Here is a 26,314-nt window from a genome sequence, read left to right on the forward strand (position 1 = left end):
TTGCGGAACTTTCTTTAGAAATGATGATAAAAATGTACGGGTTTTATCTGCTAATTTTTTATTTCTTAAAAACACTATAGAAGAATTAAAAGTAAGTCCGGTCAACTTAATGAGGGTAAAATATAGTACTGAAACGGTCGATTATCTGATTAAACCTGAAATGCAATCTGAACTTTTAAATGAATTCTTCAGACCCGAAAATTATTTTATTGATTATTTACATTGTGTAGAATAATTCAATTACAATTCCATTTAAAATTTGAAATAGGATCCATCTCATCACTGATTAAATGGTAATGCCACCATTCTGATTGAAATGCTTTGAACGAACAGCTTTCCATAATTTCTTTTAATAATTTTCTGTTTTGAAGTACTTTTTCGGGTAAATCAGTATAATTATGAGAAGCTTCTTTTCCGAAATAATCAAAAGTAGTTCCCATATCTAACTCTAAACCATTTTTATCAACTAACGTAATATCCACCGCTCCGCCTCTATTATGAATGGAACCTTTGTTAGGATCAGCAACGTAAATTGGATTGGGAACAATTTTCCACATTTTCTTTTGAATGGCTAACGGGCGATAACAATCATAAAGTTTAATTCGGAAACCCAAAACCATAAACTTTTGATTCACTTCAATCAATTTTTTCACAGTTTTATAACGCAAATAACATTCTGCACAATCATATACTTTTTCTTTTAAAAAATTTGATGTTGTTGCATACCGCATGTCATAAAGAAAATTGGTAGAATAATCTTTAAGATTTACAAAAGTTGTATCCTGAATAGTATGTTGCTCATTTTGCTTTGGAATTTTTTCTTGACTATATCCCAGACCAGAAAATAAAATAAAAATTAAAAAGAAAAGTATCTTATTCATCATCAAAATTTTGACTAAATATAATCAAAAAGAAGTTAGTCTAAAAATTCAGCCCAATATTGATGAATCAATTCATGATGTTGCTGATAAAATAACTGTGCTTTTTCTCGGGAACGAAAAGCTAAAAATTGGGGAAGTATTGAAATACCAATATAGGGTGAAAATTGTCCATCTTTCATTTGTGGGAAAATAGCATAATTAGCTAAATGATGATTCCATCCACTGTGAAATGATTTTAGCAGCTGACTGAGTTGAGCTTTTGCTAAGATGGATTTTGCTTGATTTTCGGTAACAAAAACATTTCTGTTTTCATCATTTATTGGACGATTCTCGTAAGCTTCAACCTTTGAAAAACTATCAATATAGTAGCCACTTACCTCGTTTAAATCTTGCCAACTCGCAACGAGTTTCGGATTTTCTTCGAGGTATTTTCTTAAAGCTCCTAGTTCATCTAGATTTTTTTTCTGTTGAAGTTCTAGAGCATTTAAACGGTTAATTATATTCAATTTTTCTTCAGGCGACATAGTACAACCTTAATTTTGCATAAAAAATTGCGAGTAGTATTTGGGGCTACTGACAAGTTACTTATAAAAAGTTCCGAAAGATAATATATTATGGCTTAAAATTATATTATTACGTTTTAAAAGTAAAAAAAATCGTTTAAGAGTAAAAAATTTATTTGATTAAATTAATTTCAAAAAAAGATTTTTATAATTCAAATATAAAAGGCAAATACAATTTTGTTTAACTATTTGAATTTATATTAAACAAACAAATGTGAATTTTTGAATCAAAAAAGATAATAAAAACAAATATAAATACAAATATTAAACTGTATTTCAACATTATAGCAACTAACAAAATGTAAAAATTTGCAAATTAAAAGTTAAATTATTTAAATCAATTTTTGTTTATTATTAACTTTACATTCTTAAACAAAAAAATATAAAACAATGAAAAAAATTACAAACCTAATCTTTTTGTGTTCACTACTGATTGTTTCAGTTGTGTCTGCACAAAATGCTAGACTTCAGGTAATTCACAATTCACCTGATTTAGCAGCCGCTTTGGTTGATGTTTATGTCAATGACGATTTACTTCTAAATAATTTTGCTTTCAGAACCGCAACACCTTTTATAGATGTTCCGGCTGGAGTAGAATTAAGTATTGACGTTGCTCCATCAACCAGTACATCTTCTGCAGAAAGCCTTTACAATTTAACGGCTACATTAACAGCAGATGAAACTTATATTGTTGTTGCCAATGGAATTGTATCTTCTAGTGGTTATTCTCCAAATCAACCATTTGGTTTGAATGTTTTAGTTGGTGGAAGAGAGGGAACAAGTGTAGCAAACAATACTGACGTCATTGTCATGCATGGTTCAACTGACGCACCTACTGTTGATGTAGTTGAACTAGCTGCTCCCGCTGGAACTATTATTAATGATATTTCTTATGGAAGTTTTTCTAATTATTTAGAATTACCTACCGATAATTATGTATTAGCAATTCGAGGCCAATCCGGCACTACTAGTGTTGCAACTTATTCAGCTCCTCTTGCTGATTTGTTTTTAGAAACAGACGCTATCACCGTATTAGCCAGTGGTTTCTTAGATCCTTCTGCAAACAGTAATGGTCCTGCATTTGGATTATGGGTTGCGTTGGCTTCAGGAGGTAATTTAATTCCGCTTCCTCTTTTTCATAATCCAACAGCAAGATTACAAGTAATTCACAATTCTCCGGATATGATTGCATCTACCGTAGATGTTTATGTAAACGATGAATTACTCCTAAATGATTTTGCTTTTAGAACAGCTACTCCCTTTATTGATGTTCCGGCTGTAATTGCTCTTAGCATAGACATAGCTCCGTCAAACAGTACATCTTCTGCAGAAAGTTTATACAACTTAACAACAAACTTAGAACCAAGTGAAACCTACATTGTTGTTGCCAACGGAATTGTTTCTACATCTGGTTACACTCCAAATCAACCATTTGGTTTAAATGTTTTAGTTGGAGGCCGAGAAGGCACTTCTGTTGCTGACAATACAGATGTTATCGTATTTCATGGTTCAACTGACGCACCGACAGTAGATGTTGTAGAAACCTCTATACCTGCAGGAACTATTATTAATGATATTTCTTATGGAAGTTTTTCTAATTATTTAGAATTACCTACAAATAATTATATTATTGATGTAAGAGACCAATCAGGAACTACAACTGTAGCAACTTATTCTGCTCCTCTTGCTGACCTGTTTTTAGAAACAGACGCTATCACCGTAATAGCCAGTGGCTTCTTAAATCCAGCAGTAAACAGTAATGGTCCTGCTTTTGGATTATGGGTAGCCTTAGCTTCAGGAGGTGAATTAATTCCTCTACCTTTAGTGGAAACACCAACAGCTCGTTTACAAGTTATTCACAATTCACCTGATTTAGCAGCAGCTTTGGTTGATGTTTATGTTAATGACGATTTACTTCTAAATGATTTTGCGTTCAGAACTGCTACACCTTTTATAGATGTTCCGGCTGGTGTAGAATTAAGTATTGACATTGCTCCGTCAACTAGTACATCTTCTGCAGAAAGCCTTTACAATTTAACGGCTACATTAACAGCAGACGAAACTTACATTGTCGTAGCCAATGGAATTGTATCTCCTTCAGGATATTCACCGGCTCAACCTTTTGCTTTGAATGTTTTTGCTCAAGGACGTGAAGTTGCTTCAAATTCTGCAAATACAGACGTGTTAGTAAATCACGGTTCTCCGGATGCTCCAACTGTTGACGTGGTTGAAACTTCTGTTCCGGCGGGTACAATTGTAAATGATATCTCATTTACTGATTTTGACGGTTATTTAGAACTTCCAAATTTAGATTTTACGCTAGATGTTCGTGATGCAACAGGAACTGTAACTGTTGCTTCTTATCAAGCTCCTTTGCAAACTTTAGGATTAGATGGTGCAGCTATCACCGTATTAGCCAGTGGTTTCTTAGATCCTGCTGTAAACAGTAATGGTCCTGCATTTGGATTATGGGTTGCGTTGGCTTCAGGAGGTAATTTAATTCCATTGCCACAAATTCCATTAAGTGTTACAGATTTTAATAGCTCAAAAATTTCTATTTATCCAAATCCAACATCAAGTCAATTGAATCTTGATATTCCATTTGACTATGAAAATTTTAAAGCTGTAATTTATGATTTAAGTGGAAGAGAAGTTAAAACATTTTTAAATCCAAACACAATTTATATAAGTGATTTAAATAATGGTTTATACATACTAAATGTAACTTTAGATGATGTAAATTTTAATCAAAAATTCTTGAAAAATTAACAAATTTAATTAGTGTTTTTAAGAGGTCATCAGCAATGATGGCCTTTTTTTTTGAAGAATTAACACATGAAATTAAAATCGAATTTAAAGTAGATTAGCTAATAAATGAATTAATAAAAACAAAAAACCACCTGAAATTCAGATGGTTTTTGTGACCCAGTCAGGATTCGAACCTGAGACCTACTGCTTAGAAGGCAGTTGCTCTATCCAGCTGAGCTACTGGGCCATTCGTCGGGGTGGCAGGATTCGAACCTGCGGCCTCCTGCTCCCAAAGCAGGCGCGATAACCGGGCTACGCTACACCCCGAAAAAAGCGGAGAGACAGGGACTCGAACCCTGGCGACAGTTACCCGTCGACAGATTAGCAATCTGCTCCGTTACCACTCCGGCACCTCTCCTAATTCTGCAAAGAACTTAACTTTTTTGCGGTTGCAAATGTAACTTTTCATTCTATACTTTACAACTATTTAAACTCTTTTTTTGATATTTTTTTATTTAAGTTCTAAAATCAGTTAAAAGTCAACCACATAGGACTAAGTGTTGTTAAATATAAAAAAATAAAGTGCTTTTAAATAAAAAAATAGATTCAATATTTTTTTGAATCTAAAAATTTTAAAATTTACATTTTTGTTTATAAAATAGCTTTAAAATGGTTAAATTCGCAACGTAAACAAACAAACTTAAATCTGGTTATGAATAATACAAAAATAGTTATCGTTTCGGCAGTGAGAACTCCAATAGGAAGTTTTATGGGAGGACTATCGACTGTCCCGGCACCTCAATTAGGAGCAATTGCCATTCAAGGTGCTTTAGCTAAAATAAAATTAGACCCAAAATTGATTGATGAGGTGTTTATGGGTAATGTGGTGCAAGCCGGAGTTGGTCAGGCACCAGCCAGACAAGCTGCTATTTTAGCAGGATTACCAAATACTGTTGCTTGTACTACAGTAAATAAAGTTTGTGCTTCCGGAATGAAAGCTCTTATGCTTGGAGCACAAGCAATAAAGAGTGGTGATGCAGAAATAGTTGTCGTTGGAGGAATGGAAAATATGAGTTTGATACCACATTATGTTCATTTAAGAAACGGCTATAAATTTGGCCCGGCATCAATGATTGATGGAATGCAGAAAGATGGCTTAGTCGATGCATATGATAACAATGCCATGGGCGTTTGTGCCGATTTATGTGCTTCTGAATATAACATTTCAAGAGAAGCTCAAGATAATTTTGCAATTCAATCCTATGAACGTTCTGCCAAAGCTTGGGCAGAAGGAAAATTTGACAATGAAATTGTTCCGGTTGCTGTTCCACAACGAAGAGGGGAACCAATTATTATTTCAAAAGATGAAGAGTTTACCAATGTAAAACTGGATAAAATTCCCAGTTTAAATGCTGTTTTTACAAAAGACGGAACTGTAACAGCTGCCAATGCTTCTACAATAAATGATGGTGCTGCTGCAATGATTATTATGAGTGAGGAAAAAGCAAATTCTCTAGGATTAAAACTCTTAGCTTATGTTAGAGGTTATGCAGATGCTGCTCAAGAGCCAAAATGGTTTACAACTGCTCCGGCAAAAGCATTACCAAAAGCATTAGATAAAGCCGGTATTTCAATTTCTGAGGTTGATTTTTTTGAATTTAATGAAGCTTTTGCAGTTGTTGGTTTAGCCAACGCACAATTACTTGGATTAAACGAATCAAAAATTAATGTAAATGGAGGTGCAGTTTCCTTAGGGCATCCGTTAGGTTGTTCGGGTGCAAGAATAATTGTTACTTTACTAAATATTTTACAACAAAACAATTCAAAAATAGGTGCTGCGGCTATTTGTAACGGTGGCGGTGGTGCTTCAGCAGTTGTAATTGAAAGAGCATCTTAACACTTGAAATAGCCCCAAATTCATGTACGGAATCTGTAATCTTGCTATCATACCTCTACGAATTGAACCTAACGATCGAAGCGAACAAGTGTCGCAAGTTTTGTTTGGTGAGCATTTTGAGATACTAGAGCAACTTAAGCAATGGTTTAAGATACGTTTAGAGTTTGATGGATATCAAGGATGGATTGATTCAAAACAATGCCAAATTATATCTGAAATGGATTTTAATGAAATTTCAGGCAGTTTACAAATACTCAACAATGATTTAGTCGAATATATTACCAGTGATACAAATTTATTGATGCCAGTACCACTAGGGGCTTCACTAACTTTTTTAAATCATGAAGGAATAAACAAATACAATCACGAATTTGAAGGAATGAAGGCAACGGGTGTAAAACCTAAATCCGAATTATTAAAAACCGCTTTCATGTATTTGAATTCTCCTTATTTATGGGGAGGCAAGACACCTTTTGGTATTGACTGTTCAGGTTTTACACAAATGGTATATAAACTTAACGGCTATAAATTATTAAGAGACGCTTCACAACAAGCCACACAAGGAGAAGCTTTAAGTTTTATTGAAGAAAGTGAACCTGGTGACCTAGCCTTTTTTGATAATGAAGAAGGAAAAATAATTCACGTTGGCATCATTATGCATGACAATTATATCATTCATGCGAGTGGTAAAGTTCGAATTGACCGTTTAGATCATTTAGGAATTTATAATGCTGAAACTAATCGACATACTCATAAATTAAGAGTTATTAAGAAAATTATCTAAAAAAATACCCCAAAATAGTATTGACTTTTTGGGGGTATTTATTATTAGATTTCTTTCGTTATTGTGCTTTAATCGATTCTATTTTAGCTTTAGTTTCTTTATATTTATCATCCATTCCTAAAGTTGGATAAATTTGGGTCATCAAAGTTAAAATATCTAAGTTATTAGGTTTATAAGTTAATGCAGTTTCAAGATAAGGTAGAGCCTCTTCCAGCAATTTATTCTTTTTATCCATCAACTCGTTGTATTTTTTATTTTCAGCAGATGAATTGCCTAAACTATTCATTTCCTCAAATATCCTGGACTGCTCATCAATTTTAAAATTTGCTAAATTGATATATGCATTAACATAATCTGGTTTCATTTCAATTGTTTTTTTGAAATATTTTGTTGCTTCCACTTCATTGTTCATTTTTGTATAAGCAACACCTAAATTATATACCAAATCTGCATCTTTTGGATTTTTATCAGAAGCTTCTTTTATAATTCTAACATAATTTTCAACATCGCCTTTTCTGCTATAAAAATCAGCTTCAATCAAAACAAAGTCCATATCATTAGGATAAAGTTTTCTGGCTGCTTGTATTTCAAGCAAAGCTTTGTCAACTTGACCTTTTTCAGCCAAAAGAATAGAGTAATTTCTGTATACTTCACCTCTTACAGATGGAACTTTTTCTTCTCTTGGTTTTTCATGAGTCCCGGCTTTAATATATAAATCTCTTTCAGCTTTGGTTCCAAAGGAAGTTTCTGCTTTTGTAGCTTTATCAGTTGCAAAATATTCTGTGGCCTTTCCGGTATAATTTAAATCTTTCAATTGTTTTAAATACTCGATTGCCGTATCATAATCTTTTGTTCTGATAGCTCCGTTTGCTGCATAATACAAATAAACCGTGTCTTTTGGACTAATTCTATAAGCTTGGTATAATTTCTCTGTACCTTCTTTGTATTTGTCAGCTTTGTTATCAGCAATGGCAGAATTTACCAAATTATCGCGAACAGTTGCTAAAGATGCTTCTGCTTGAGAAGTATACTTAGATTTTCCCATTGATTTTTCTAATGCAATAAGATCTTGATAAGATTTTGCTGCTAAAATCAAATTATTTCCTGATTCGACATTGTGGTTTGAAAGTTCTAATAAAGCATTCCCTTTCAGAAAATAAAAATGTGCTTTTTCTGCATCCGGTGCTGATGCTATGACAGCTTCTGCAGCGGCTAATGCATTTTTAACTGCTGTTGTTTCATAATTTTTTGTTGCTTTTTCCAACGCTTTTAATTGATCTTTTTGAGCCATTGTACTCAAACTTAACATCAAAGCAAAGGCTGGAATGATGTATCTACTTTTCATGGTAAATCAAATTTAATTAATATTTATTCTTGGTTTTATTCGTTTTCTTCTGTTGTTTCATCACTGTCATCGTCAAAATCAGTTGTTTCTGTTGTTGAATCACTGTTTAAAACGGCAGCTGTTACATCTTCAAATTCAACTTCTTCCACAGCTTCTTCTTTCATAACTTTGGTTACTGCAGCAATAGAATCATTTCCTTTGATGTTGATTAATCGAACACCTTGTGTGGCTCTTCCCATTACTCTTAAATCAGAAACTTCCATTCTGATAGTCAATCCAGATTTGTTGATAATCATTAAATCATCAGCATCCGTAACACTATTAATAGAAACTAATCGTCCTGTTTTATCAGTAATATTAAGCGTTTTCACTCCTTTACCACCGCGGTTCGTAATTCTATAATCTTCTAATGAAGAACGTTTTCCGTAACCATTTTCAGAAACAACCAATATTTCACTGCTCATATCATTTACAGAAACCATGCCAATTACTTCATCTTTATCGTCTGCTAAAGTAATTCCACGAACACCGGATGCATTTCTTCCCATCGGACGAGTTTTGCTTTCTTCAAATCGAACTAACTTTCCGGATTTTACAGCCACTAAAATCTGGCTTTTTCCGTTGGTTAATTTTGCTTCTAACAATTCATCATCTTCCTTAATAGTAATAGCCGCAATACCATTTTGTCTTGGTCTAGAATATTGCTCCAACAACGTCTTTTTAACTTGACCTTGTTTAGTTGCCATAATCACATAATGACTATTTATATATTCTTCATTCTTCAAGTCTTGGGTACAAATGAACGCTTTAACTTTATCATCATTTTCGATGTTGATTAAGTTTTGAATAGCTCTTCCTTTAGAAGTTTTACTTCCTTCCGGAATTTCATAAACCCGCATCCAGAAACATTTTCCTTTTTGAGTAAAGAATAACATATATTGGTGGTTTGTGGCTACAAATAAATGCTCTAAGAAATCTTGATCTCTTGTACCGGCACTTTTTTGACCAACTCCTCCTCTATTTTGTATTTTGTATTCAGATAAGTTTGTACGTTTAATATAACCGGCATGAGAAATTGTAATTACTACATTTTCATCGGCTATTAAATCTTCAATACTAACATCTCCACCTGAATATTCAATAACCGAACGTCTTTCGTCACCATATTTATCACGAATTTCAACTAACTCATCTTTGATAACTTGCATTCTCAAATCTTTATTAGCTAATAATTCTCTTAAGTGAGTAATCAATTTCATGATTTCTTCGTACTCGGCACGCAATTTATCTTGCTCAAGACCGGTAAGTTGACGCAAACGCATTTCAACAATTGCTCGTGCTTGAATTTCAGAAAGTGAAAAACGCTCAATTAACTTTGTTCTGGCTTCGTCTCCGTCTTTTGAACTACGAATCAAAGCAATTACTTCATCTATATTATCAGATGCAATAATTAAACCCTCAAGTATATGAGCTCTTTCTTCTGCTTTACGCAAATCAAATTTTGCTCTTCGAACAACAACATCATGACGGTGTTCCACAAAATAGTGAATCAATTCTTTCAAATTCAACATTTGAGGACGACCGTTTACCAATGCAATATTGTTTACACTAAACGAAGATTGTAATTGTGTATATTTATATAGTGTATTTAAAACGACATTTGGAACCGCATCTCGTTTTAATTCATAAACGATTCGCATACCATTTCTATCCGATTCATCTCGAATGTTTGAAATACCTTCAATTTTCTTATCGTTAACTAAATCGGCTGTTTTTTTAATCATATCCGCCTTATTGACCTGATATGGAATTTCAGTTACGATGATAGCTTCTCTACCGTTACTTTCTTCGAAACCTGTTTTAGCACGCATAACGATACGTCCACGACCAGTTTTGAATGCCTCACGAACACCATCATAGCCATAGATAATCCCGCCTGTTGGAAAATCCGGAGCTTTGATGTAATCCATTAATTCATCAATTTCAATTTCCGTATTGTCGATATAAGCTAACGTTCCATTGACAACCTCGGTTAAATTATGTGGAGGCATATTGGTTGCCATACCTACTGCTATACCGGAAGCTCCATTAATCAAAAGATTTGGAACTTTTGTAGGCATAACTTTAGGTTCATATAACGTATCGTCAAAGTTTAATTGAAAATCAACAGTTTCTTTTTCGATATCAGCCATAATTTCTTCCGAAATTTTTTGCATTCTGGCTTCAGTATATCGCATTGCTGCAGGGCTGTCACCATCTACTGAACCAAAATTACCTTGACCATCAACTAACAAATAACGCAAACTCCATTCCTGAGCCATACGAACCATAGCATCATAAACCGATGTATCGCCGTGTGGGTGATATTTACCTAAAACTTCTCCAACTATTCTAGCGGATTTTTTGTGAGCTCTATTCGAAAAAACTCCTAAATCATACATTCCGTAAAGAACTCTACGGTGTACTGGTTTCAAACCATCTCTAACATCCGGCAAAGCACGTGACACAATAACCGACATCGAATAATCGATATAAGCTGATTTCATTTCGTCTTCGATGTTAATAGGAATTAACTTTTCTCCTTCAGACATAAGTATTTATATATTAAAATTATAGTTATTTCAAAACGTGCTAATATACGAATTTCCATGCTTTTTTAAAGCAAATCAGTAAAGTAATTTCAATGATTTATTAACAAAATGAAGGTGTTTTTTAGTTAATAATTATACGCTACTTTAACTTTTATTATTAACTTTTTTTTGTCAATTAGCTGACATTAGATAGGCATCGGAATGATTTTTGCTTTTGCCAATCATATTTACTAAATTTACCTATTAAAATATACGCAATGGACGATAATTTTTCTCCAAGAGTCAAAGATGTCATTACTTACAGTAAAGAAGAAGCCTTACGATTAGGTCATGACTTTATTGGAACAGAGCATTTAATGTTAGGGATTTTGAGAGATGGCAACGGTAAAGCAATTACAATTTTAAATAATTTAGATATTGATTTAGATTATTTGCGAAAGAAAGTTGAAATATTGAGTCCGCCAAATCCAAATGCTGAAGCCGGAAACGAAAAGAAAAACTTACATCTCACCCGTCAGGCAGAACGGGCTTTAAAAACAACTTTTTTAGAAGCAAAAGTTTATCAAAGTTCATCTATCAGTACGGCACATCTTTTGCTTTGTATTTTAAGGAACGAGAATGATCCTACAACTAAATTATTAAACAAGCTGAAAATCGACTACGACTCAGCTAAAGAACAATATCTGAATATGATACCAAATAACAACGAAGACGAGTATACTGACAGCTTCCCAAAAAACGAATCGTTTAATGATGATTCCGGACAAGATGACAGTTTAAAAGAAGGTAGTTTTAATAACCCGGCAAGTAAAACCAACAAAAAATCTAAAACCCCTGTGTTAGATAATTTTGGACGTGATTTAACAGAAATGGCCGAAGAAGGAAAACTAGATCCTGTAGTTGGACGTGAAAAAGAAATCGAACGTGTTTCACAAATTTTAAGCAGAAGAAAGAAAAATAATCCGCTTTTAATTGGTGAACCGGGTGTAGGTAAATCGGCCATTGCTGAAGGTTTAGCCTTGCGAATTATTCAAAAGAAAGTTTCTCGTATTTTATTTAACAAAAGAGTTGTTACGCTTGATTTAGCAAGCTTAGTTGCCGGAACAAAATACCGCGGTCAGTTTGAAGAACGGATGAAAGCCGTCATGAATGAATTAGAAAAAAACGACGATATCATTCTGTTTATAGATGAAATTCATACAATTGTTGGTGCTGGTGGAGCAACAGGTTCGTTAGACGCCTCAAACATGTTCAAACCAGCTTTGGCAAGAGGTGAAATACAATGTATAGGTGCTACAACTTTAGATGAATACCGTCAGTATATTGAAAAAGATGGTGCTTTAGAACGTCGTTTTCAAAAAGTGATTGTTGAACCAACTTCAATTGAGGAAACCATTACCATTTTAAATAATATCAAAGGTAAATATGAAGATCATCATAGTGTGACTTATACGCCGGAAGCCATTGATGCCTGTGTAAAATTAACCAGTCGTTACATGTCTGATCGATTTTTACCGGACAAAGCAATTGATGCATTAGATGAAGCCGGTTCTCGTGTACACATAACTAATATTGAAGTTCCAAAACAAATTTTAGAATTGGAAAAACAACTAGAGGATGTTCGGGAATTAAAAAATACTGTCGTTAAAAAGCAAAAATATGAGGAAGCTGCAAAACTTCGCGATGACGAAAAACGAATCGAAAAAGAACTAGCCATTGCTCAAGAACAATGGGAAGTTGACTCAAAAAACAACAGAATAACGGTTACGGAAGATAATGTTGCCGATGTTGTTTCCATGATGACCGGAATTCCTGTTAACCGAATTGCTCAAACAGAAAGCAATAAACTGGCCCATTTACCTGAATTAATTCAAAATAAAGTCATTGGTCAGAATGAAGCTGTCATGAAAGTAGCTCGGTCAATCCAACGTAATCGTGCAGGACTAAAAGACCCTAACCGACCTATTGGTTCGTTTATTTTCTTAGGTCAAACCGGTGTTGGAAAAACACAATTAGCAAAAGTTTTGGCTAAAGAACTTTTTGATTCAGAAGATGCATTGGTTAGAATTGACATGAGTGAATACATGGAAAAATTTGCAATTTCCAGATTAGTTGGGGCACCTCCGGGATATGTTGGCTATGAAGAAGGCGGTCAATTAACTGAAAAAGTTCGTCGTAAACCCTATTGTGTAGTTTTATTAGACGAAATTGAAAAAGCTCATCCGGATGTATTTAATATGATGCTTCAGGTTTTGGATGATGGTTACATGACTGATAGTTTAGGACGAAAAATAGATTTTAGAAATACGATTATCATCATGACATCCAATGTTGGAGCACGTCAATTGAAAGATTTTGGACAAGGAGTTGGATTTGGAACTGCTGCAAAAGTTTCCCAAGCGGATGAGCATTCTAAAAGTGTCGTTGAAAATGCCTTGAAGAAAACATTTGCTCCCGAATTTTTGAATCGTATTGATGATGTCATTGTTTTCAATGCTTTAGAAAAAGAAGATATTAATTTAATTATCGAAATTGAATTAAAAAAATTATACTCTCGTATAAAAGATTTAGGTTATTCCTTGACTTTAACAGATAAAGCCAAAGCATTTATTGCTGAAAAAGGTTTTGACAAGCAATTTGGAGCTCGCCCTTTAAAAAGAGCCATTCAAAAATATGTTGAAGATTCTTTAGCAGAGGAAATTATCACTTCAAAAATTGGAGATGGAGATGAAATTTTTATGGATATTGAGGATGATGCACAAGAATTAAATGTGAAAGTTAAAAAAGCAGAAAAACCAACGAGTTAAAAGTAATTTTATTTTAAGCCACGAATTCATGAATTATAACTATTTTTAATTCTGAATTCGTGGCTTTTTTTATATCATCATCAATCAAAATCATGTTAGATAACAAATTAATTTTAGGTAGCGAAGAATGGTGTTCCTTTCCTGAATTAGGTATACCAACCATTAAAGCTCGAGTGGATTCCGGTGCAAAAACTTCTGCACTTCATGCCATCAACATCAGCCCGTTTATTAAAGACGGAGAGCATTGGGTAAAATTTGACATTAATCCTATTCAAAACAATGTCAAAACCATTATTCATTGTCAAGCACTGTTAATCGATAAACGTATAGTAAAAAGTTCGAGTGGATTTCGTGAACAGCGTTTTGTAATTCAATCCCAATTACAATTAGGCGAATCCAGTTGGACCATCGAAATGACTTTAACAAATCGAGATTCCATGGGTTTCCGAATGTTATTGGGTCGTGAAGCCATGAGTGGACGAGCAATGGTCGACCCGGAACGAAAATATTTATTAGGGGATAATTCTACCGATAAATTAAAAGATTTATATCCGGATGTTTTAAAAGAAAAAAGCGGACTCCGAATCGGATTATTAGCCAGTAATCCTGAATTATACAGTAACAAACGAATCATGGAAGCCGGTGAACGCCGTGGTCATGAAATGCAATTTTTAAACATCAAAGAATGTTATATGAAATTAGATGCCGACACACCCGAAATTCATTATAGAGGCGGAAAAATTTTAAATGAATTGGATGCTGTAATTCCGAGAATACGTCCCAATATTACGTTTTATGGTTGTGCATTAACCCGCCAATTTGAAGCATTGAAAATTTTTTGTTTGAATTCTTCGGCTGCAATTACGCAATCACGAGATAAATTATATTCGTTGCAATTGTTATTAAATAATGGAATTGATATTCCTACAACGGGTTTTGCCAATTCTCCTTTAGATACCGATGATTTGATAAAAATGGTTGGTGGAACTCCTTTGATTGTTAAACTTTTAGAAGGAACACAAGGAAAAGGAGTTGTTTTAGCCGAGACCAAAAAAGCAGCAGAAAGTGTAATTAATGCTTTTAAAAGCCTGAATGCGAATATTTTAGTGCAAGAATTTATCAAAGAAGCCAACGGGAAAGATTTGCGATTGTTTGTGATTGACGGAAAAGTAGTTGCCACCATTCAACGGGAAGCATTGGCTGGTGAATTCAGAGCTAATATTCATTTGGGTGGAACGGCCTCTGTTATTAAACCAACTAAAGAAGAAAAAATTATTGCGGTAAAAGCTGCTAAAGCCATGGGATTAAAAGTAGCCGGAGTCGATATTATTCGCTCGAGTAAAGGACCGCTTTTATTAGAAGTAAATTCCTCTCCCGGTTTAGAAGGGATTGAAGGTGCGACGAACAAGGATATTGCCGGCGAAATGATTAAAGCGATTGAGAAGAATTTTAAGTTAAAATAAAATAAATCCCAAAAGTTAAAAAGCTTTTGGGATATATTTTATTCCATCTCAATCTCAAAACTTTTCAAAAAAGTAATCGAGTTTTCAATATCATAATGCAAAATTCGATCTTCTTTTACAAAAGGAACCTCTGAACGATACGATTTCAAAAACAACTCAATAAAATTACTCGATTTCAATGGTCTTCTAAAATCAATAGCTTGTGAAGCATTCATTAATTCGATAGCTAAAATACGTTCCAAATTTTCCGCTATTTTTAAACATTTGGTCGCTGCATTCGCTCCCATACTTACATGATCTTCTTGACCATTACTGGAAACGATGCTATCAATACTGGCAGGAGTGGCTAATTGTTTGTTCTGACTAACAATGCTAGCTGCAGTATATTGCGGAATCATAAAACCGGAATTTAATCCCGGATTGTCTACTAAAAAAGCCGGTAAACCTCGAAGACCTGAAATTAATTGATATGTTCTTCTTTCGGAAATACTTCCCAATTCTGCCAAAGCTATACCTAAAAAATCTAAGGCTAACGCCAACGGTTGTCCATGAAAATTTCCGCCGGAAACAATTAAATCTTCACCAATAAATATGTTTGGGTTATCTGTAACTGAATTGATTTCGGTTTTAAATACGCGTCGTGCATAATCCATTGCATCTTTGGAAGCTCCATGAACTTGTGGCATGCAACGAAATGAATAGGGGTCTTGAACGTGTGTTTTATATTGTTTAATTATCTCACTACCTTCCAAAAATTCAGTGATTCGTTGAGCCGTTTCAATTTGACCTTTGTGCGGTCGAACCAAGTGAATTAATTCGTTAAAAGGATCAATTCTTCCATCAAAACCTTCCAACGAAATAGTTCCGATTAAGTCAGCTAAATAGGATAATTTATAAGATTTCAATAAAACATAAACACCATAAGCACTCATAAACTGGGTGCCATTCAACAATGCCAAACCTTCTTTAGATTGTAAAACAATTGGAATCCATCCAAAATGTGCTAAAACTTTTTTAGAATGCACTTTTTCACCTTCAAAATAAACTTCTCCTTCCCCTAATAAAGGTAAACTCAAATGAGCTAATGGAGCCAAATCTCCGGAAGCTCCTAATGAACCTTGCGTATAAATTACCGGTAAAATATCGTGATTATAAAACTCAATCAAACGTTCCACCGTTTCTAATTGTACTCCTGAATGTCCGTAACTCAACGATTGAATTTTGAGTAACAACATCAACTTAACAATCGCATTTGGTACTTCTTCACCCGTACCACAAGCGTGTGATTTCACAAGGTTTTCTTGAAGTTGTGAAAGATTTTCGTTTGATATTTTCACATTACATAACGATCCAAAACCTGTATTTATTCCATAAATCGGATCCGTTTGCGATTGCATTTTTACATCTAAATAATCACGGCATTTTTGAATATTAACTTTGGCTTCTTCTGATAAAGCGAGAAGTTTATGTTCAAGTAAAATTTCGTTTATGGACTCTATTGTAAGTAAATCGGAACTTATATAATGGTGATTCATCTATTGATTGATTGAGGTTTCAAAATTCCGCAAACGTTTGCATAAAAGCAAAACAATTATTGATTATTTAATAACAATTAAAATTGAATTCCTATTTTTGAAGAAATAACACCTAAACTATGAAACAAATTGTTTTAATTCTAAGCTTTATTATTTTAATTTCTTGCCAAGAAAATGAACCATTTACTCTTTTAACCGGAAAAATTAAGGGAACTGATGCAAAAGAAATTGAACTGGAAGGTGTTAACTTTTCTAAGAAAATTTCAATTGAAAATAATGGAACTTTTACCGACACACTAGACCTTCCGTATGACGGTATGTATTATCTACTATTGAGCGATGAAAAATCATATTATATTTATTTAGAAAAAGGGTTCAACTTAGAATTTGAAACAAATGCGGATGATTTTATAAATGCTATGAAATATAGTGGCAACGGCCAAGATGAAAACAATTATTTGATTCAAAAAAATAAAGTGATTGAATCAAAACTAGGTATTCAATCCAATTTTGATAGCATTATCAAAATATACAGTGTCGATGAAAAAACATTCATTAAAAAAATAGAAAATCTCAAAAAAAGTATTCTTGAAAAGCTGGAATCTTCTACTATTAAAAATCAAAAATTTGTGACCAATGAAAAAAAAGAAATTGACATTTTATGTTTAAAATATTACGAACAATATTCCCCTTATCATGGTTATGCTATCGAAAATAGAGAGTTTAAAGCAAGCGATGATTTTCCAAAAGCAGGTGATGATTTTGATATGAATGATGAAGAAATTTTTAAACATTCCTATGCCTATAGAGGTTTAATCAGCGGGATATTTCAACGCATCATGTACGCAACGCAAACAGAAGACAAAACACCTTTCGATAAAGGAATGGAAAAATTAAAAACAATTAAAAGCGAAATCATTCGAAGCGAACTAACTAAAAATATGCTTTACGAATTAAATTTATCTGCTCAAGATATAAATAAAATTTATAAAGGTATCATGGCTAATTCTATTGATTCTACCTTTAATGAAGAACTTACACAAAAATACAAAATATTAAAAAAAATAGTCAAAGGCTCACCTTCTCCTTCTTTTAATTATGAAAATATAAATGGCGGCAAAACTTCTTTGGAAAGTTTGAAAGGGAAATTTGTTTACATTGATGTTTGGGCCACTTGGTGCGGACCTTGTATTGCAGAAATTCCGGCTTTAAAAGAAGTTGAAAAAGAATACCACGGAAAAAACATCGAGTTTGTCAGCATTTCCATTGACGATAAAAAAGATATAGAAAAATGGAAAAAAATGGTTGCCGATAAAGAGTTAAAAGGTGTTCAATTGTTTGCCGATAACGATTGGAAATCTGATTTTGTGAAAAATTATGCCATCGACGGAATCCCGAGATTTATCCTAATCGATACAGAAGGTAAAATTATAAATGCTGATGCTCCAAGACCTTCTGATGTTAAATTGAAAGAATTATTGAAGGAAAATGGATTTTAGTTTTTAAACCTTTCGGACTTTTTTGGAACTATTTAATTTTTCAACTCTAAAAAAGCTTTTCCTAAATATTTAATAATATCCGAAGCAATAAATCCTTCATAACCCATCTCTTTAACAGCTAAATCAGCAGTTTTCCCATGAAGATAAACGCCTAATAAAGCGGCATCAACTGATTGATATCCTTGAGCTCGTAAACTTGTAATCATTCCCGCTAATACATCTCCACTACCACCAGTTGCAAGTGCTTGATTTCCTGTCGGGTTTATATAAACATTCTTTTCATCAATAATTAAGGTATAAGCTCCTTTAATTAAAATAACCAAATGATATTTCTGAGCAAAATTGATAGTTTTCTCAATTTTTTCAAAATCATCTTGCCAAGAACCAATTAACCGTTCTAGTTCTTTTGGATGGGGTGTTAAAATTGAATTTTTAGGCACTAAATCAATCCATTCTAGATTATCAGATAAAATATTTAATGCATCTGCATCTATTACTAAAGGCAATTTATTAGAAAGCAAAAAAGAATGAAATGCAATCTGAGTATCTAAATCTTGACCTATACCCATTCCGATACCTATAGCTTTAGGTGCAAAATCAAAATTTATTGAGGTGATTTTATGATAATTTGTGTCGGTTATTACCATAACTTCAGGTGAGGAGGTTTGTAAAATTTCATAACCACATTTGGGAATTAAAACAGTTGCCAAACCACAACCGGATCGCAATGCTGCTTGTGAAGCTAATACCATTGTTCCCATTTTTCCAAAACAACCGCCTATTAATAAGGCATGTCCTTGAGTTCCTTTATGAGAAAACTTTCCAACTGGATTATATCTTTTCTTAATTTCTACTAAATCAGAATAAAAGAAATGTGTGGCAATATCATCCATCACATGATAATCCCATTCTATGTCTAAAATTACTATTTCAGAAACAAAATGCTCATTATCAGGTAAGAAAAAAGCAAGTTTTGGAAACTGAAATGTTAAAACAACATCTGAATGTATGGCTAGAATTGTCTTCTTTTCTAAAAATAATCCGGAAGGAACATCAATTGAAATAGTAAAAGATTGATGGTAATTTATTTTTTGAATAATTTTCTGTATCCACAAATCCATTTCGTGCGTCAATCCTATACCAAAAATAGCATCAATAATAATATGATTTTCTGAAATATCAGGAAAAACAGCAGTTTCATTTATTACATCGTAAGTTAAATTACATTCTTTTAATCTCTCTAAATTTGAATCAAAATCAACTGAAAACTTGTCGCTGAAAGGAACTATATAAACATGAACATCAAAATAATTTTGTTTCAACATTCTTGCAATAACAAGACCATCACCACCATTATTACCTACGCCACAAAAAATATGAAACACTGTTTTTTTTTCATGAAAATGATTTACAATCCATAAAAAAGCTTGTAAAGCAGCACGTTCCATCAAATCTAACGAGTTTATTTGTTGCTTATTGATTGTCAATTTATCAATCAGCTTGATGTTTTTGGCGTCAAAAATTTTCATCTGTCAGTAGAATTAGTGATTTTTTGAAGTATTCGTAAAAGTTTGTATTTTTATATTTATGTATGTAAATTTATTACATTTGTTTCAGATGAAATCACAAAAGAACATAAATTATTTATTCCCATTATTCAATTCGTTGAACGGGTTTTCATTTGGTACATCAACTACAACTACAACCCCATTCGGGGTATAATTTTTACATATCATCCACATATATGCTTATTCGATAGAATAAAATAAAAATATATATTTTCAAGTAATAAATAATCAAATGAACGTATTAAAATTCGGCGGAACTTCGGTTGCCAATGCTCAAAATATAAAGTTAGTTCTCGAAATTGTTGAACAAAAATCTAAACAAGATAAACTAATCGTCGCTGTTTCTGCCTTTAGTGGTGTCACCGATTTACTTTTATCAGCAGCACAAAAAGCGTCTACCAATGATGATTCTTACCGCGATGTAGTTTTACAAATTGAGAAAAAACATCTGGAAGCCATAAAAGAATTAGTTCCTATAAACGAGCAGACAGCTTTATTACATTATTGCAAAAAGAACATTTCCTATTTAGAAACTTTATTGGATGGATGTTATTTGTTAGGAGAACTGACCTTACGAACTTCTGATATGATTGTAAGCTTTGGCGAATTACTATCCTCTTACATCATCGCTGAAGCACTAAAACAAAAAGTGGGCAACAGTAGTTTTAAAGACAGTCGCGAACTCATCAAAACCAATAGTAATTTTGGCAAAGCGGAAGTAAATTTTGAAATTACTAATGCAACCATTACTGATTATTTTAAATCCAATTCATCACAAGTAACCGTAATTCCGGGGTTCATCGCTTCGTCTACCGATGGAAATACCACTACTTTGGGTCGCGGTGGTTCCGATTATACTGCAGCAATTATGGCTGCAGCCTTAAATGTAAAAGAATTGGAAATTTGGACAGATGTCAACGGTATGTTTACTGCCAATCCGAAACTAGTCAAACAAGCTCAACCGATTAAAAAAATCACGTATGAAGAAGCAATGGAATTGTCGCATTTTGGAGCAAAAGTGCTCTATCCTCCAACTATTCAGCCGGTTTTGAGTAAAAATATTCCTATTTGGATAAAAAATACGTTTGAACCGGATGCATTCGGAACCTATATTTCATCAGAATCTAACGCTAATGGAAACCCAATTAAGGGAATTTCACATATTGATAAAATCGCGTTGATTACGTTAGAAGGCTCAGGAATGGTTGGCGTTGCCGGAGTTTCCAAACGTTTGTTTGAAGTATTGTCGAATCACGCAATTAGTGTAATTTTCATCACACAAGCATCTTCTGAACATTCCATTTGTATTGGTATTTTGAATGCAGACGCAGCAGTTGCTAAAACTGCTATTGACAAGGTATTTGAACTCGAAATTGCTCAACATAAAATCAATCCATGCATCGTTGAAACAGATTTGTGCATCGTCGCTTTAGTTGGTGAACAAATGAAAAATCACCAAGGTATCAGCGGAAAAATGTTTAGTACGTTAGGTAAAAACAACGTCAACATTCGGGCGATTGCTCAAGGTGCTTCCGAACGAAATATTTCGGTGGTAATCAATGAAAATGATGTCAAAAAAGCATTGAATACATTGCATGAGCGTTTTTTTGAAGAACAAACCAAGCAATTAAATTTATTTGTAATGGGCGTTGGAAATGTTGGTGAAAAATTCATCGAACAAATTCACCAACAAAAGAAATTCTTAAAAGAAAATTTAAAAATAAATCTGCGTGTAATTGCTCTTTCCAATTCCAGAAAAATGGTTTTCGATGAAGAAGGAATTTCGCTAAAAGATTGGAAAACAGCTTTGGATACTGGTGAAAAAGCTTCGAAAGCTGATTTTATTGAAAAGACAAAAACACTCAATCTTCGTAACAGTATTTTTGTGGATATCACGGCAAATGAAGAAGTTTCAAAAACCTACGAACATTATTTACGCAAAAATATTGCGGTAGTTACTTGCAACAAAATAGCTTGTTCATCTAACTATGAAAACTATCAGAATTTAAAACGCTTATCGCGAAAATACAATGCTCCCTTTTTGTTTGAGACCAATGTTGGTGCAGGTTTACCAATTATTGACACGTTGAAACACTTAATTGCATCCGGAGATAGAATTCATAAAATTCAAGCCGTTTTATCCGGAAGTTTGAACTTCATTTTTAATAATTTCAGCGAAACCTATAATTTTCACGATGTGGTAAAAGAAGCCGGCGTGCAAGGTTTCACTGAACCCGATCCAAAAATTGATTTAAGCGGTGTGGATGTGGCTCGTAAAATTCTGATTCTTATTCGCGAAAGCGGCTATCAAATGGAAATGGAAGACATCGAAAATATCTCTTTCTTACCAAAAGAATGTATGGAAACCACCAATAATGAAGACTTTTTCAAATCCTTAACCAAACATTCTAGTCATTTTGAAAAATTATTGAAAGAAGCCAAAGAAAAAGAATGTCGTTTGAAATTTGTCGCTAAATTCGATAACGGAAAAGCCGGTGTTGGTTTACAATTCATTCCAAAAGAAAGTCCGTTTTATAATTTAGAAGGAAAAGACAATATTGTTGAATTTTTCACTGATAGATATATCGATCAACCGTTAATCATCAAAGGAGCAGGTGCCGGTGCCGCAGTAACTGCATCAGGTATTTTTGCGGATGTGATTCGGATTGGAAATGTATAATAAAGGTGTTGAGGCACTAAGGTTCTAAGGTGCTAAGCAACCTCAGAACCTCAGAACCTTAGAACCTTAGAACCTTTTAAAAAATGAACCAAATAAAAATATTCTGCCCTGCCACCGTAGCCAACTTATCCTGCGGATTTGACGTATTGGGTTTGTGTTTAGAAAACATTGGCGATGAAATGATTATCAGAAAAGTCAAAGAAAAAGGAATCCGAATTACCAAAATAACCGGAGCCGATTTGCCTTTGGAAACCAATAAAAATGTAGCCGGTGTTGCCGGATTAGCATTATTAAATCACTTAGATTTAGAATTTGGGTTTGAAATTGAAATCCACAAAAAAATTAAAGCCGGAAGTGGAATCGGAAGCAGTGCTGCCAGTGCTGCCGGAGTGGTGGTAGGTATCAATGAATTATTAGGAAATCCATTGCATCGAAAAGAGTTGATTCCGTTTGCCATGGAAGGCGAATTTTTAGCCAGTGGAAGTTATCATGCAGATAATGTTTCACCAGCCATATTAGGCGGATTTACCTTGGTTCGCGGTTACAATCCATTGGAAGTGATTAAAATTAATAGTCCGAATGATTTGTTTGTCACCATCATACATCCGCATATCGAAGTAAAAACTTCCGAAGCCAGAAACATTTTACCCAAAGAAATTCCGTTAAAAACAGCCATCACACAATGGGGAAATTTAGGTGGATTCATTAGCGGATTATACACCGAAGATTACGGATTAATTGGCCGATGTTTGCAAGATGTTGTGGCAGAACCGTATCGGAAAAACTTAATTCCAGAATTTGATCAGGTGAAGAAATCTGCTTTAGAAAACGGTGCGTTAGGTTGCGGAATTTCAGGTTCCGGACCTTCTATTTATGCTTTGAGCAAAGGTTTAAAAACAGCTAAAAATGTAGCTGACGGAATTAAAAAAATCTATTCAAAAACTGGAATTGGATTCGATATATATGTTTCAAAGGTTTTTGAGGAAGGGGTGAAAGTGATGTAAAATTACTTTTTCATATTATAAAAGAGGAATCTTATACAGCAATTCCTCTTTCGTAATGACAAGATTACAAAGACTACTCCTCTTCCCTATTCTGAAACTTCGTTCGTTTGCTTCCTTCGTAAATATCATATTTCAACAACCTTGCTTCTAATTTTCCGTTGAATAATTTGATTTTTCTGGAAGGTTTTAATCCCACAAATTTCAACGCTTCCAAATTGGCAGTGATAAACCAAGCGTGTGTATTGGGATAACTTTGTTTGAAAGTATCACCAATTTCACGGTAAAAACGTTCCATATCAATATCCAAACGTTCACCATAAGGTGGATTAAAAACCATGTGTAGTGGACCGTCCGTTTGTTTTTCGGTTTCAAAAAAGTCTTTTTGTTCAATGGTCACATAATCGTCTAAATTGGCATTCTGAATATTGTCTTGGGCTTTTCGAACGGCACTCGGAGCTTTGTCGTACCCTTTGATGGTATAATGAAACTCTCTGGTTTTCTTCATCAAACTATCGATAATTTGGTCAAATAATTCATTATCCCAATCGTTCCATTTTTCAAAAGCGAATTCTTTTCGATTGATATTTGCCGGAATATTACAAGCAATCATAGCTGCTTCAGCTAAAATGGTTCCACTTCCACACATCGGGTCAAGAAAATGAGAAGTACCATCCCAACCCGAAAGTATCAACATTCCTGCTGCTAAAACTTCATTAATTGGAGCAATATTAGTTGCTGAACGGTAACCACGTTGGTGCAACGATTCACCGGAAGTATCCAACGAAACCGTACATTGGTCACGATCTAAGTGAATATGAATTCGCAAGTCCGGAAAGTCTTTATCAATACTCGGACGAACACCAGTTTTTGCTCTGAATTGGTCAACTATAGCATCTTTCGTTTTTAGAGCAACGAATTGCGAGTTATTAAATGCTTCCGAATATAAGGTGACATCTACTACAAACGTTTGCTTTTCGGTCATAAACTGACTCCAATCAATACTTGAAACACCATCATATAAACTCTTCTCATTAAATACTTTAAACCATTTAATAGGTTTTAAAATTTTAAGTGCTGTTCGCAACGATAAATTAGCTTTGTACATAAAACCTTTATCCCCGGAAAAAGTGACAACTCGAGTTCCCCTTTGCACATCTTGTCCTCCTAATTGCTGAACTTCTTTCGCTAAAATCTCTTCAAAACCAAAAAAAGTTTTGGCAACCATCTTAAAATTCTTTTCCATGTCTGTTTAAATCTGTAAAACTTGGCAAAAATACACTAAATTTGCACGTTCTTAAAGCAACTGTTCAATTAATGTCCGAATCTAAAAACCCTGAAACCCGCAACTCACAACCTGCAACAGAAAACTGGTATGCTTCGTGGTTTGACACACCTTATTATCACATTCTATACAAAGATCGAGATTATGAGGAAGCACAGGCTTTTATGGATAATCTCACCCATTATTTGAACTTACCCGAAGATGCCAAAATTTTAGATTTGGCTTGTGGAAAAGGACGTCATTCCATCTATTTAAATGAATTAGGATATGATGTAACAGGAGCTGATTTGTCTGAGAATAGCATCATTGAAGCTTCAAAATCATCCAATGAAAAATTGCATTTTGTAAAACATGACATGCGAATTTCATTCGATGAAAAATTCGATGCGATTTTCAATCTATTCACCAGTTTCGGTTATTTTGAAGATGATGCTGATAATTTAACGACGCTAAAAGCTATTCGCGAAAGCTTATCTGAATACGGTTTTGCAGTGATTGATTTTATGAATGTAGATTTTGTGTTAGAAAATTTAATTCCCGAAGAAACAAAAACGGTGGATGGAATTGATTTTCACATCAAACGTTACGAGAAAGAAAATCATATTTACAAAGAAATTTCTTTTACTGATAAAGGTGAAAATTTTCATTTCACCGAGAAAGTACAAGCTTTACGATTAGCCGATTTTGAAAAAATGATGGAAGAAGCTGAGATTTATTTATTAGATGTTTTTGGAGATTACAAGCTACGAAAATTCTACAAAGCTCAGTCTGAACGTTTAATTTTGATATTCAAATAATGCATTATATTATTACATTTACTGCTGTTATTCTTGGTTTTTTAATTGCTTTATTTTTAAAACCTCAGAAGAAAAGAAACATCAAATTACTGTTGGCTTTCAGTGGTGCTTTTTTACTTTCGCTTACCGTTTTACATTTATTACCTGAATTATTCGAGGAATCACATCATGTGCATGAAGGCGAAGATGTCCATTCAACTATTCCGGTAGGTGTTTTTATAATGATTGGGATTTTGTTCCAAATCATCTTGGAATTTTTCTCCAAAGGTGCTGAACACGGACACGTTCATGTGCATACTGATGAAAACAATGAACTAAATCAAATTCCTTGGTTATTGTTCATTAGTTTATGTATTCACGCTTTATTAGAAGGCTTTCCTATTCATGATAACACAAATTTGGCCTATGGAATTGCGGTTCACCACTTCCCTATCGCTATTATTTTAACGTTATTTTTTGTGAATGCGAAGATGAATAAATTCATAGTTTTTGCCTTTATGTTTTCATTTGCTTTGATGACACCACTTGGCACCTTATTAGCCGAACAATTACATTTTGCTCAACATTATTCCAAAGAAATTTCGGCAATTGTAGTTGGAATATTATTCCACATATCTTCAACAATTATTTTTGAAAGTAATGAAGGACACAAATTCAATCTGGCAAAAGTCACTATGATTGTGTTGGGATTTTTATTGGCGTATGTGATGGAAATGGGACATTCGCATTAAGATTGACTGTTATTGGTTGTCAGTTCTCTGATTTGGGATGACATTATATTTCATCTTTATCATCAAAAAAACTCAGTTTCTCAGCAACTCAGCAACTCAGCAACTTTTTTTTGCGTCTTTGCGACTTTGCGAGAAACGA

Annotated in this window: 17 protein-coding genes, 3 tRNA genes and 1 pseudogene; 11 read left to right on the top strand and 10 right to left on the bottom strand. The window is 33.7% G+C overall.

Going from position 1 to position 26,314, the window contains the following annotated elements; all coding sequences use genetic code 11:
* Positions 1 to 235, top strand: a pseudogene (locus C0512_RS09190) (hypothetical protein); the annotation flags it as partial.
* 1 nt (position 236) lies between these two features.
* On the opposite strand, the gene C0512_RS09195 reads toward C0512_RS09190, so the two are convergent.
* Positions 237 to 881, bottom strand: a complete 645-nt coding sequence (locus C0512_RS09195) for a M15 family metallopeptidase (RefSeq protein ID WP_290860821.1) — start codon at positions 879 to 881, stop codon at positions 237 to 239.
* 35 nt (positions 882 to 916) lie between these two features.
* Positions 917 to 1,405, bottom strand: a complete 489-nt coding sequence (locus C0512_RS09200; RefSeq protein WP_290860823.1) for a hypothetical protein — start codon at positions 1,403 to 1,405, stop codon at positions 917 to 919.
* A 429-nt stretch (positions 1,406 to 1,834) separates the two neighbouring features.
* Here C0512_RS09200 and C0512_RS09205 point away from each other — a divergent pair, with 429 nt between their 5' ends.
* A complete protein-coding gene (locus C0512_RS09205; protein ID WP_290860825.1) occupies positions 1,835 to 4,213 on the top strand; it encodes a DUF4397 domain-containing protein in 2,379 nt (792 codons plus the stop codon).
* Between the two features lie 152 nt (positions 4,214 to 4,365).
* Here C0512_RS09205 and C0512_RS09210 read toward each other — a convergent pair.
* The 3 genes from C0512_RS09210 to C0512_RS09220 all read right to left on the bottom strand — a co-directional run bounded on the left by C0512_RS09210 (position 4,366) and on the right by C0512_RS09220 (position 4,610).
* Positions 4,366 to 4,439 (bottom strand) — tRNA-Arg (locus C0512_RS09210).
* Between the two features lie 5 nt (positions 4,440 to 4,444).
* Positions 4,445 to 4,519, bottom strand: a tRNA-Pro gene (locus C0512_RS09215).
* A 7-nt stretch (positions 4,520 to 4,526) separates the two neighbouring features.
* Positions 4,527 to 4,610, bottom strand: a tRNA-Ser gene (locus C0512_RS09220).
* Between the two features lie 294 nt (positions 4,611 to 4,904).
* On the opposite strand from C0512_RS09220, the gene C0512_RS09225 reads away from it, so the two are divergent.
* Together C0512_RS09225 and C0512_RS09230 are read left to right on the top strand one after the other, a co-directional pair.
* Entirely contained in the window at positions 4,905 to 6,089 is a 1,185-nt protein-coding gene (locus C0512_RS09225) for an acetyl-CoA C-acyltransferase (RefSeq protein WP_290860827.1), read from the top strand.
* Between the two features lie 22 nt (positions 6,090 to 6,111).
* Positions 6,112 to 6,873, top strand: a complete 762-nt coding sequence (locus C0512_RS09230) for a C40 family peptidase (protein ID WP_290860829.1) — start codon at positions 6,112 to 6,114, stop codon at positions 6,871 to 6,873.
* A gap of 58 nt (positions 6,874 to 6,931) precedes the next feature.
* Here the strand turns inward: C0512_RS09230 and C0512_RS09235 are convergent, their stop codons facing one another.
* Both C0512_RS09235 and gyrA read right to left on the bottom strand, forming a co-directional pair.
* On the bottom strand, positions 6,932 to 8,218 hold the full coding sequence (locus tag C0512_RS09235; protein WP_290860831.1) for a hypothetical protein: 1,287 nt from the start codon (positions 8,216 to 8,218) through the stop codon (positions 6,932 to 6,934).
* A 35-nt stretch (positions 8,219 to 8,253) separates the two neighbouring features.
* Positions 8,254 to 10,809, bottom strand: a complete 2,556-nt coding sequence (gene gyrA / locus C0512_RS09240; RefSeq protein WP_290860833.1) for a DNA gyrase subunit A — start codon at positions 10,807 to 10,809, stop codon at positions 8,254 to 8,256.
* A gap of 257 nt (positions 10,810 to 11,066) precedes the next feature.
* Here gyrA and C0512_RS09245 point away from each other — a divergent pair, with 257 nt between their 5' ends.
* Both C0512_RS09245 and rimK read left to right on the top strand, forming a co-directional pair.
* A complete protein-coding gene (locus C0512_RS09245) occupies positions 11,067 to 13,616 on the top strand; it encodes an ATP-dependent Clp protease ATP-binding subunit (RefSeq protein ID WP_290860835.1) in 2,550 nt (849 codons plus the stop codon).
* Positions 13,617 to 13,708: 92 nt separating this feature from the next.
* Complete coding sequence (gene rimK, locus C0512_RS09250) at positions 13,709 to 15,079, top strand: 30S ribosomal protein S6--L-glutamate ligase (protein ID WP_290860837.1); 1,371 nt, start codon at positions 13,709 to 13,711, stop codon at positions 15,077 to 15,079.
* Positions 15,080 to 15,117: 38 nt separating this feature from the next.
* Here the strand turns inward: rimK and hutH are convergent, their stop codons facing one another.
* On the bottom strand, positions 15,118 to 16,614 hold the full coding sequence (gene hutH, locus C0512_RS09255; RefSeq protein WP_290860839.1) for a histidine ammonia-lyase: 1,497 nt from the start codon (positions 16,612 to 16,614) through the stop codon (positions 15,118 to 15,120).
* Between the two features lie 119 nt (positions 16,615 to 16,733).
* Here hutH and C0512_RS09260 point away from each other — a divergent pair, with 119 nt between their 5' ends.
* Complete coding sequence (locus tag C0512_RS09260) at positions 16,734 to 18,113, top strand: TlpA disulfide reductase family protein (protein ID WP_290860841.1); 1,380 nt, start codon at positions 16,734 to 16,736, stop codon at positions 18,111 to 18,113.
* A 32-nt stretch (positions 18,114 to 18,145) separates the two neighbouring features.
* Here the strand turns inward: C0512_RS09260 and C0512_RS09265 are convergent, their stop codons facing one another.
* Entirely contained in the window at positions 18,146 to 19,642 is a 1,497-nt protein-coding gene (locus C0512_RS09265; protein WP_290860843.1) for an NAD(P)H-hydrate dehydratase, read from the bottom strand.
* Positions 19,643 to 19,913: 271 nt separating this feature from the next.
* Here C0512_RS09265 and thrA point away from each other — a divergent pair, with 271 nt between their 5' ends.
* Together thrA and C0512_RS09275 are read left to right on the top strand one after the other, a co-directional pair.
* Positions 19,914 to 22,361, top strand: a complete 2,448-nt coding sequence (thrA, locus tag C0512_RS09270; protein ID WP_290860845.1) for a bifunctional aspartate kinase/homoserine dehydrogenase I — start codon at positions 19,914 to 19,916, stop codon at positions 22,359 to 22,361.
* A gap of 83 nt (positions 22,362 to 22,444) precedes the next feature.
* Positions 22,445 to 23,365: a homoserine kinase gene (locus tag C0512_RS09275; protein ID WP_290860847.1), complete on the top strand. Its 921-nt coding sequence runs from the start codon at positions 22,445 to 22,447 to the stop codon at positions 23,363 to 23,365.
* 73 nt (positions 23,366 to 23,438) lie between these two features.
* Here C0512_RS09275 and C0512_RS09280 read toward each other — a convergent pair whose 3' ends face one another.
* The gene (locus tag C0512_RS09280; RefSeq protein ID WP_290860849.1) at positions 23,439 to 24,608 is read right to left on the bottom strand and encodes a THUMP domain-containing protein; all 1,170 of its coding nucleotides are present in this window, start codon (positions 24,606 to 24,608) and stop codon (positions 23,439 to 23,441) included.
* Positions 24,609 to 24,679: 71 nt separating this feature from the next.
* Between C0512_RS09280 and C0512_RS09285 the strand changes: the two genes are divergently transcribed.
* Entirely contained in the window at positions 24,680 to 25,444 is a 765-nt protein-coding gene (locus C0512_RS09285; RefSeq protein ID WP_290860867.1) for a bifunctional 2-polyprenyl-6-hydroxyphenol methylase/3-demethylubiquinol 3-O-methyltransferase UbiG, read from the top strand.
* Complete coding sequence (locus C0512_RS09290) at positions 25,444 to 26,175, top strand: ZIP family metal transporter (RefSeq protein ID WP_290860851.1); 732 nt, start codon at positions 25,444 to 25,446, stop codon at positions 26,173 to 26,175. Before C0512_RS09285 ends, C0512_RS09290 begins: the two co-directional genes overlap by 1 nt.
* The last annotated feature ends 139 nt before the right edge of the window (positions 26,176 to 26,314 follow it).

The organism is Flavobacterium sp. (genome assembly GCF_013822155.1).
Lineage (GTDB): Bacteria > Bacteroidota > Bacteroidia > Flavobacteriales > Flavobacteriaceae > Flavobacterium.

Excerpts from the sequence above, each read along its gene's own strand:
- C0512_RS09195 (WP_290860821.1), bottom strand. The coding sequence starts at position 881 with ATGAATAAGATACTTTTCTTTTTAATTTTTATTTTATTTTCTGGTCTG.
- C0512_RS09200 (WP_290860823.1), bottom strand. The coding sequence starts at position 1,405 with ATGTCGCCTGAAGAAAAATTGAATATAATTAACCGTTTAAATGCTCTA.
- C0512_RS09205 (WP_290860825.1), top strand. The coding sequence starts at position 1,835 with ATGAAAAAAATTACAAACCTAATCTTTTTGTGTTCACTACTGATTGTT.
- C0512_RS09225 (WP_290860827.1), top strand. The coding sequence starts at position 4,905 with ATGAATAATACAAAAATAGTTATCGTTTCGGCAGTGAGAACTCCAATA.
- C0512_RS09230 (WP_290860829.1), top strand. The coding sequence starts at position 6,112 with ATGTACGGAATCTGTAATCTTGCTATCATACCTCTACGAATTGAACCT.
- C0512_RS09235 (WP_290860831.1), bottom strand. The coding sequence starts at position 8,218 with ATGAAAAGTAGATACATCATTCCAGCCTTTGCTTTGATGTTAAGTTTG.
- gyrA (WP_290860833.1), bottom strand. The coding sequence starts at position 10,809 with ATGTCTGAAGGAGAAAAGTTAATTCCTATTAACATCGAAGACGAAATG.
- C0512_RS09245 (WP_290860835.1), top strand. The coding sequence starts at position 11,067 with ATGGACGATAATTTTTCTCCAAGAGTCAAAGATGTCATTACTTACAGT.
- rimK (WP_290860837.1), top strand. The coding sequence starts at position 13,709 with ATGTTAGATAACAAATTAATTTTAGGTAGCGAAGAATGGTGTTCCTTT.
- hutH (WP_290860839.1), bottom strand. The coding sequence starts at position 16,614 with ATGAATCACCATTATATAAGTTCCGATTTACTTACAATAGAGTCCATA.
- C0512_RS09260 (WP_290860841.1), top strand. The coding sequence starts at position 16,734 with ATGAAACAAATTGTTTTAATTCTAAGCTTTATTATTTTAATTTCTTGC.
- C0512_RS09265 (WP_290860843.1), bottom strand. The coding sequence starts at position 19,642 with ATGAAAATTTTTGACGCCAAAAACATCAAGCTGATTGATAAATTGACA.
- thrA (WP_290860845.1), top strand. The coding sequence starts at position 19,914 with ATGAACGTATTAAAATTCGGCGGAACTTCGGTTGCCAATGCTCAAAAT.
- C0512_RS09275 (WP_290860847.1), top strand. The coding sequence starts at position 22,445 with ATGAACCAAATAAAAATATTCTGCCCTGCCACCGTAGCCAACTTATCC.
- C0512_RS09280 (WP_290860849.1), bottom strand. The coding sequence starts at position 24,608 with ATGGAAAAGAATTTTAAGATGGTTGCCAAAACTTTTTTTGGTTTTGAA.
- C0512_RS09285 (WP_290860867.1), top strand. The coding sequence starts at position 24,680 with ATGTCCGAATCTAAAAACCCTGAAACCCGCAACTCACAACCTGCAACA.
- C0512_RS09290 (WP_290860851.1), top strand. The coding sequence starts at position 25,444 with ATGCATTATATTATTACATTTACTGCTGTTATTCTTGGTTTTTTAATT.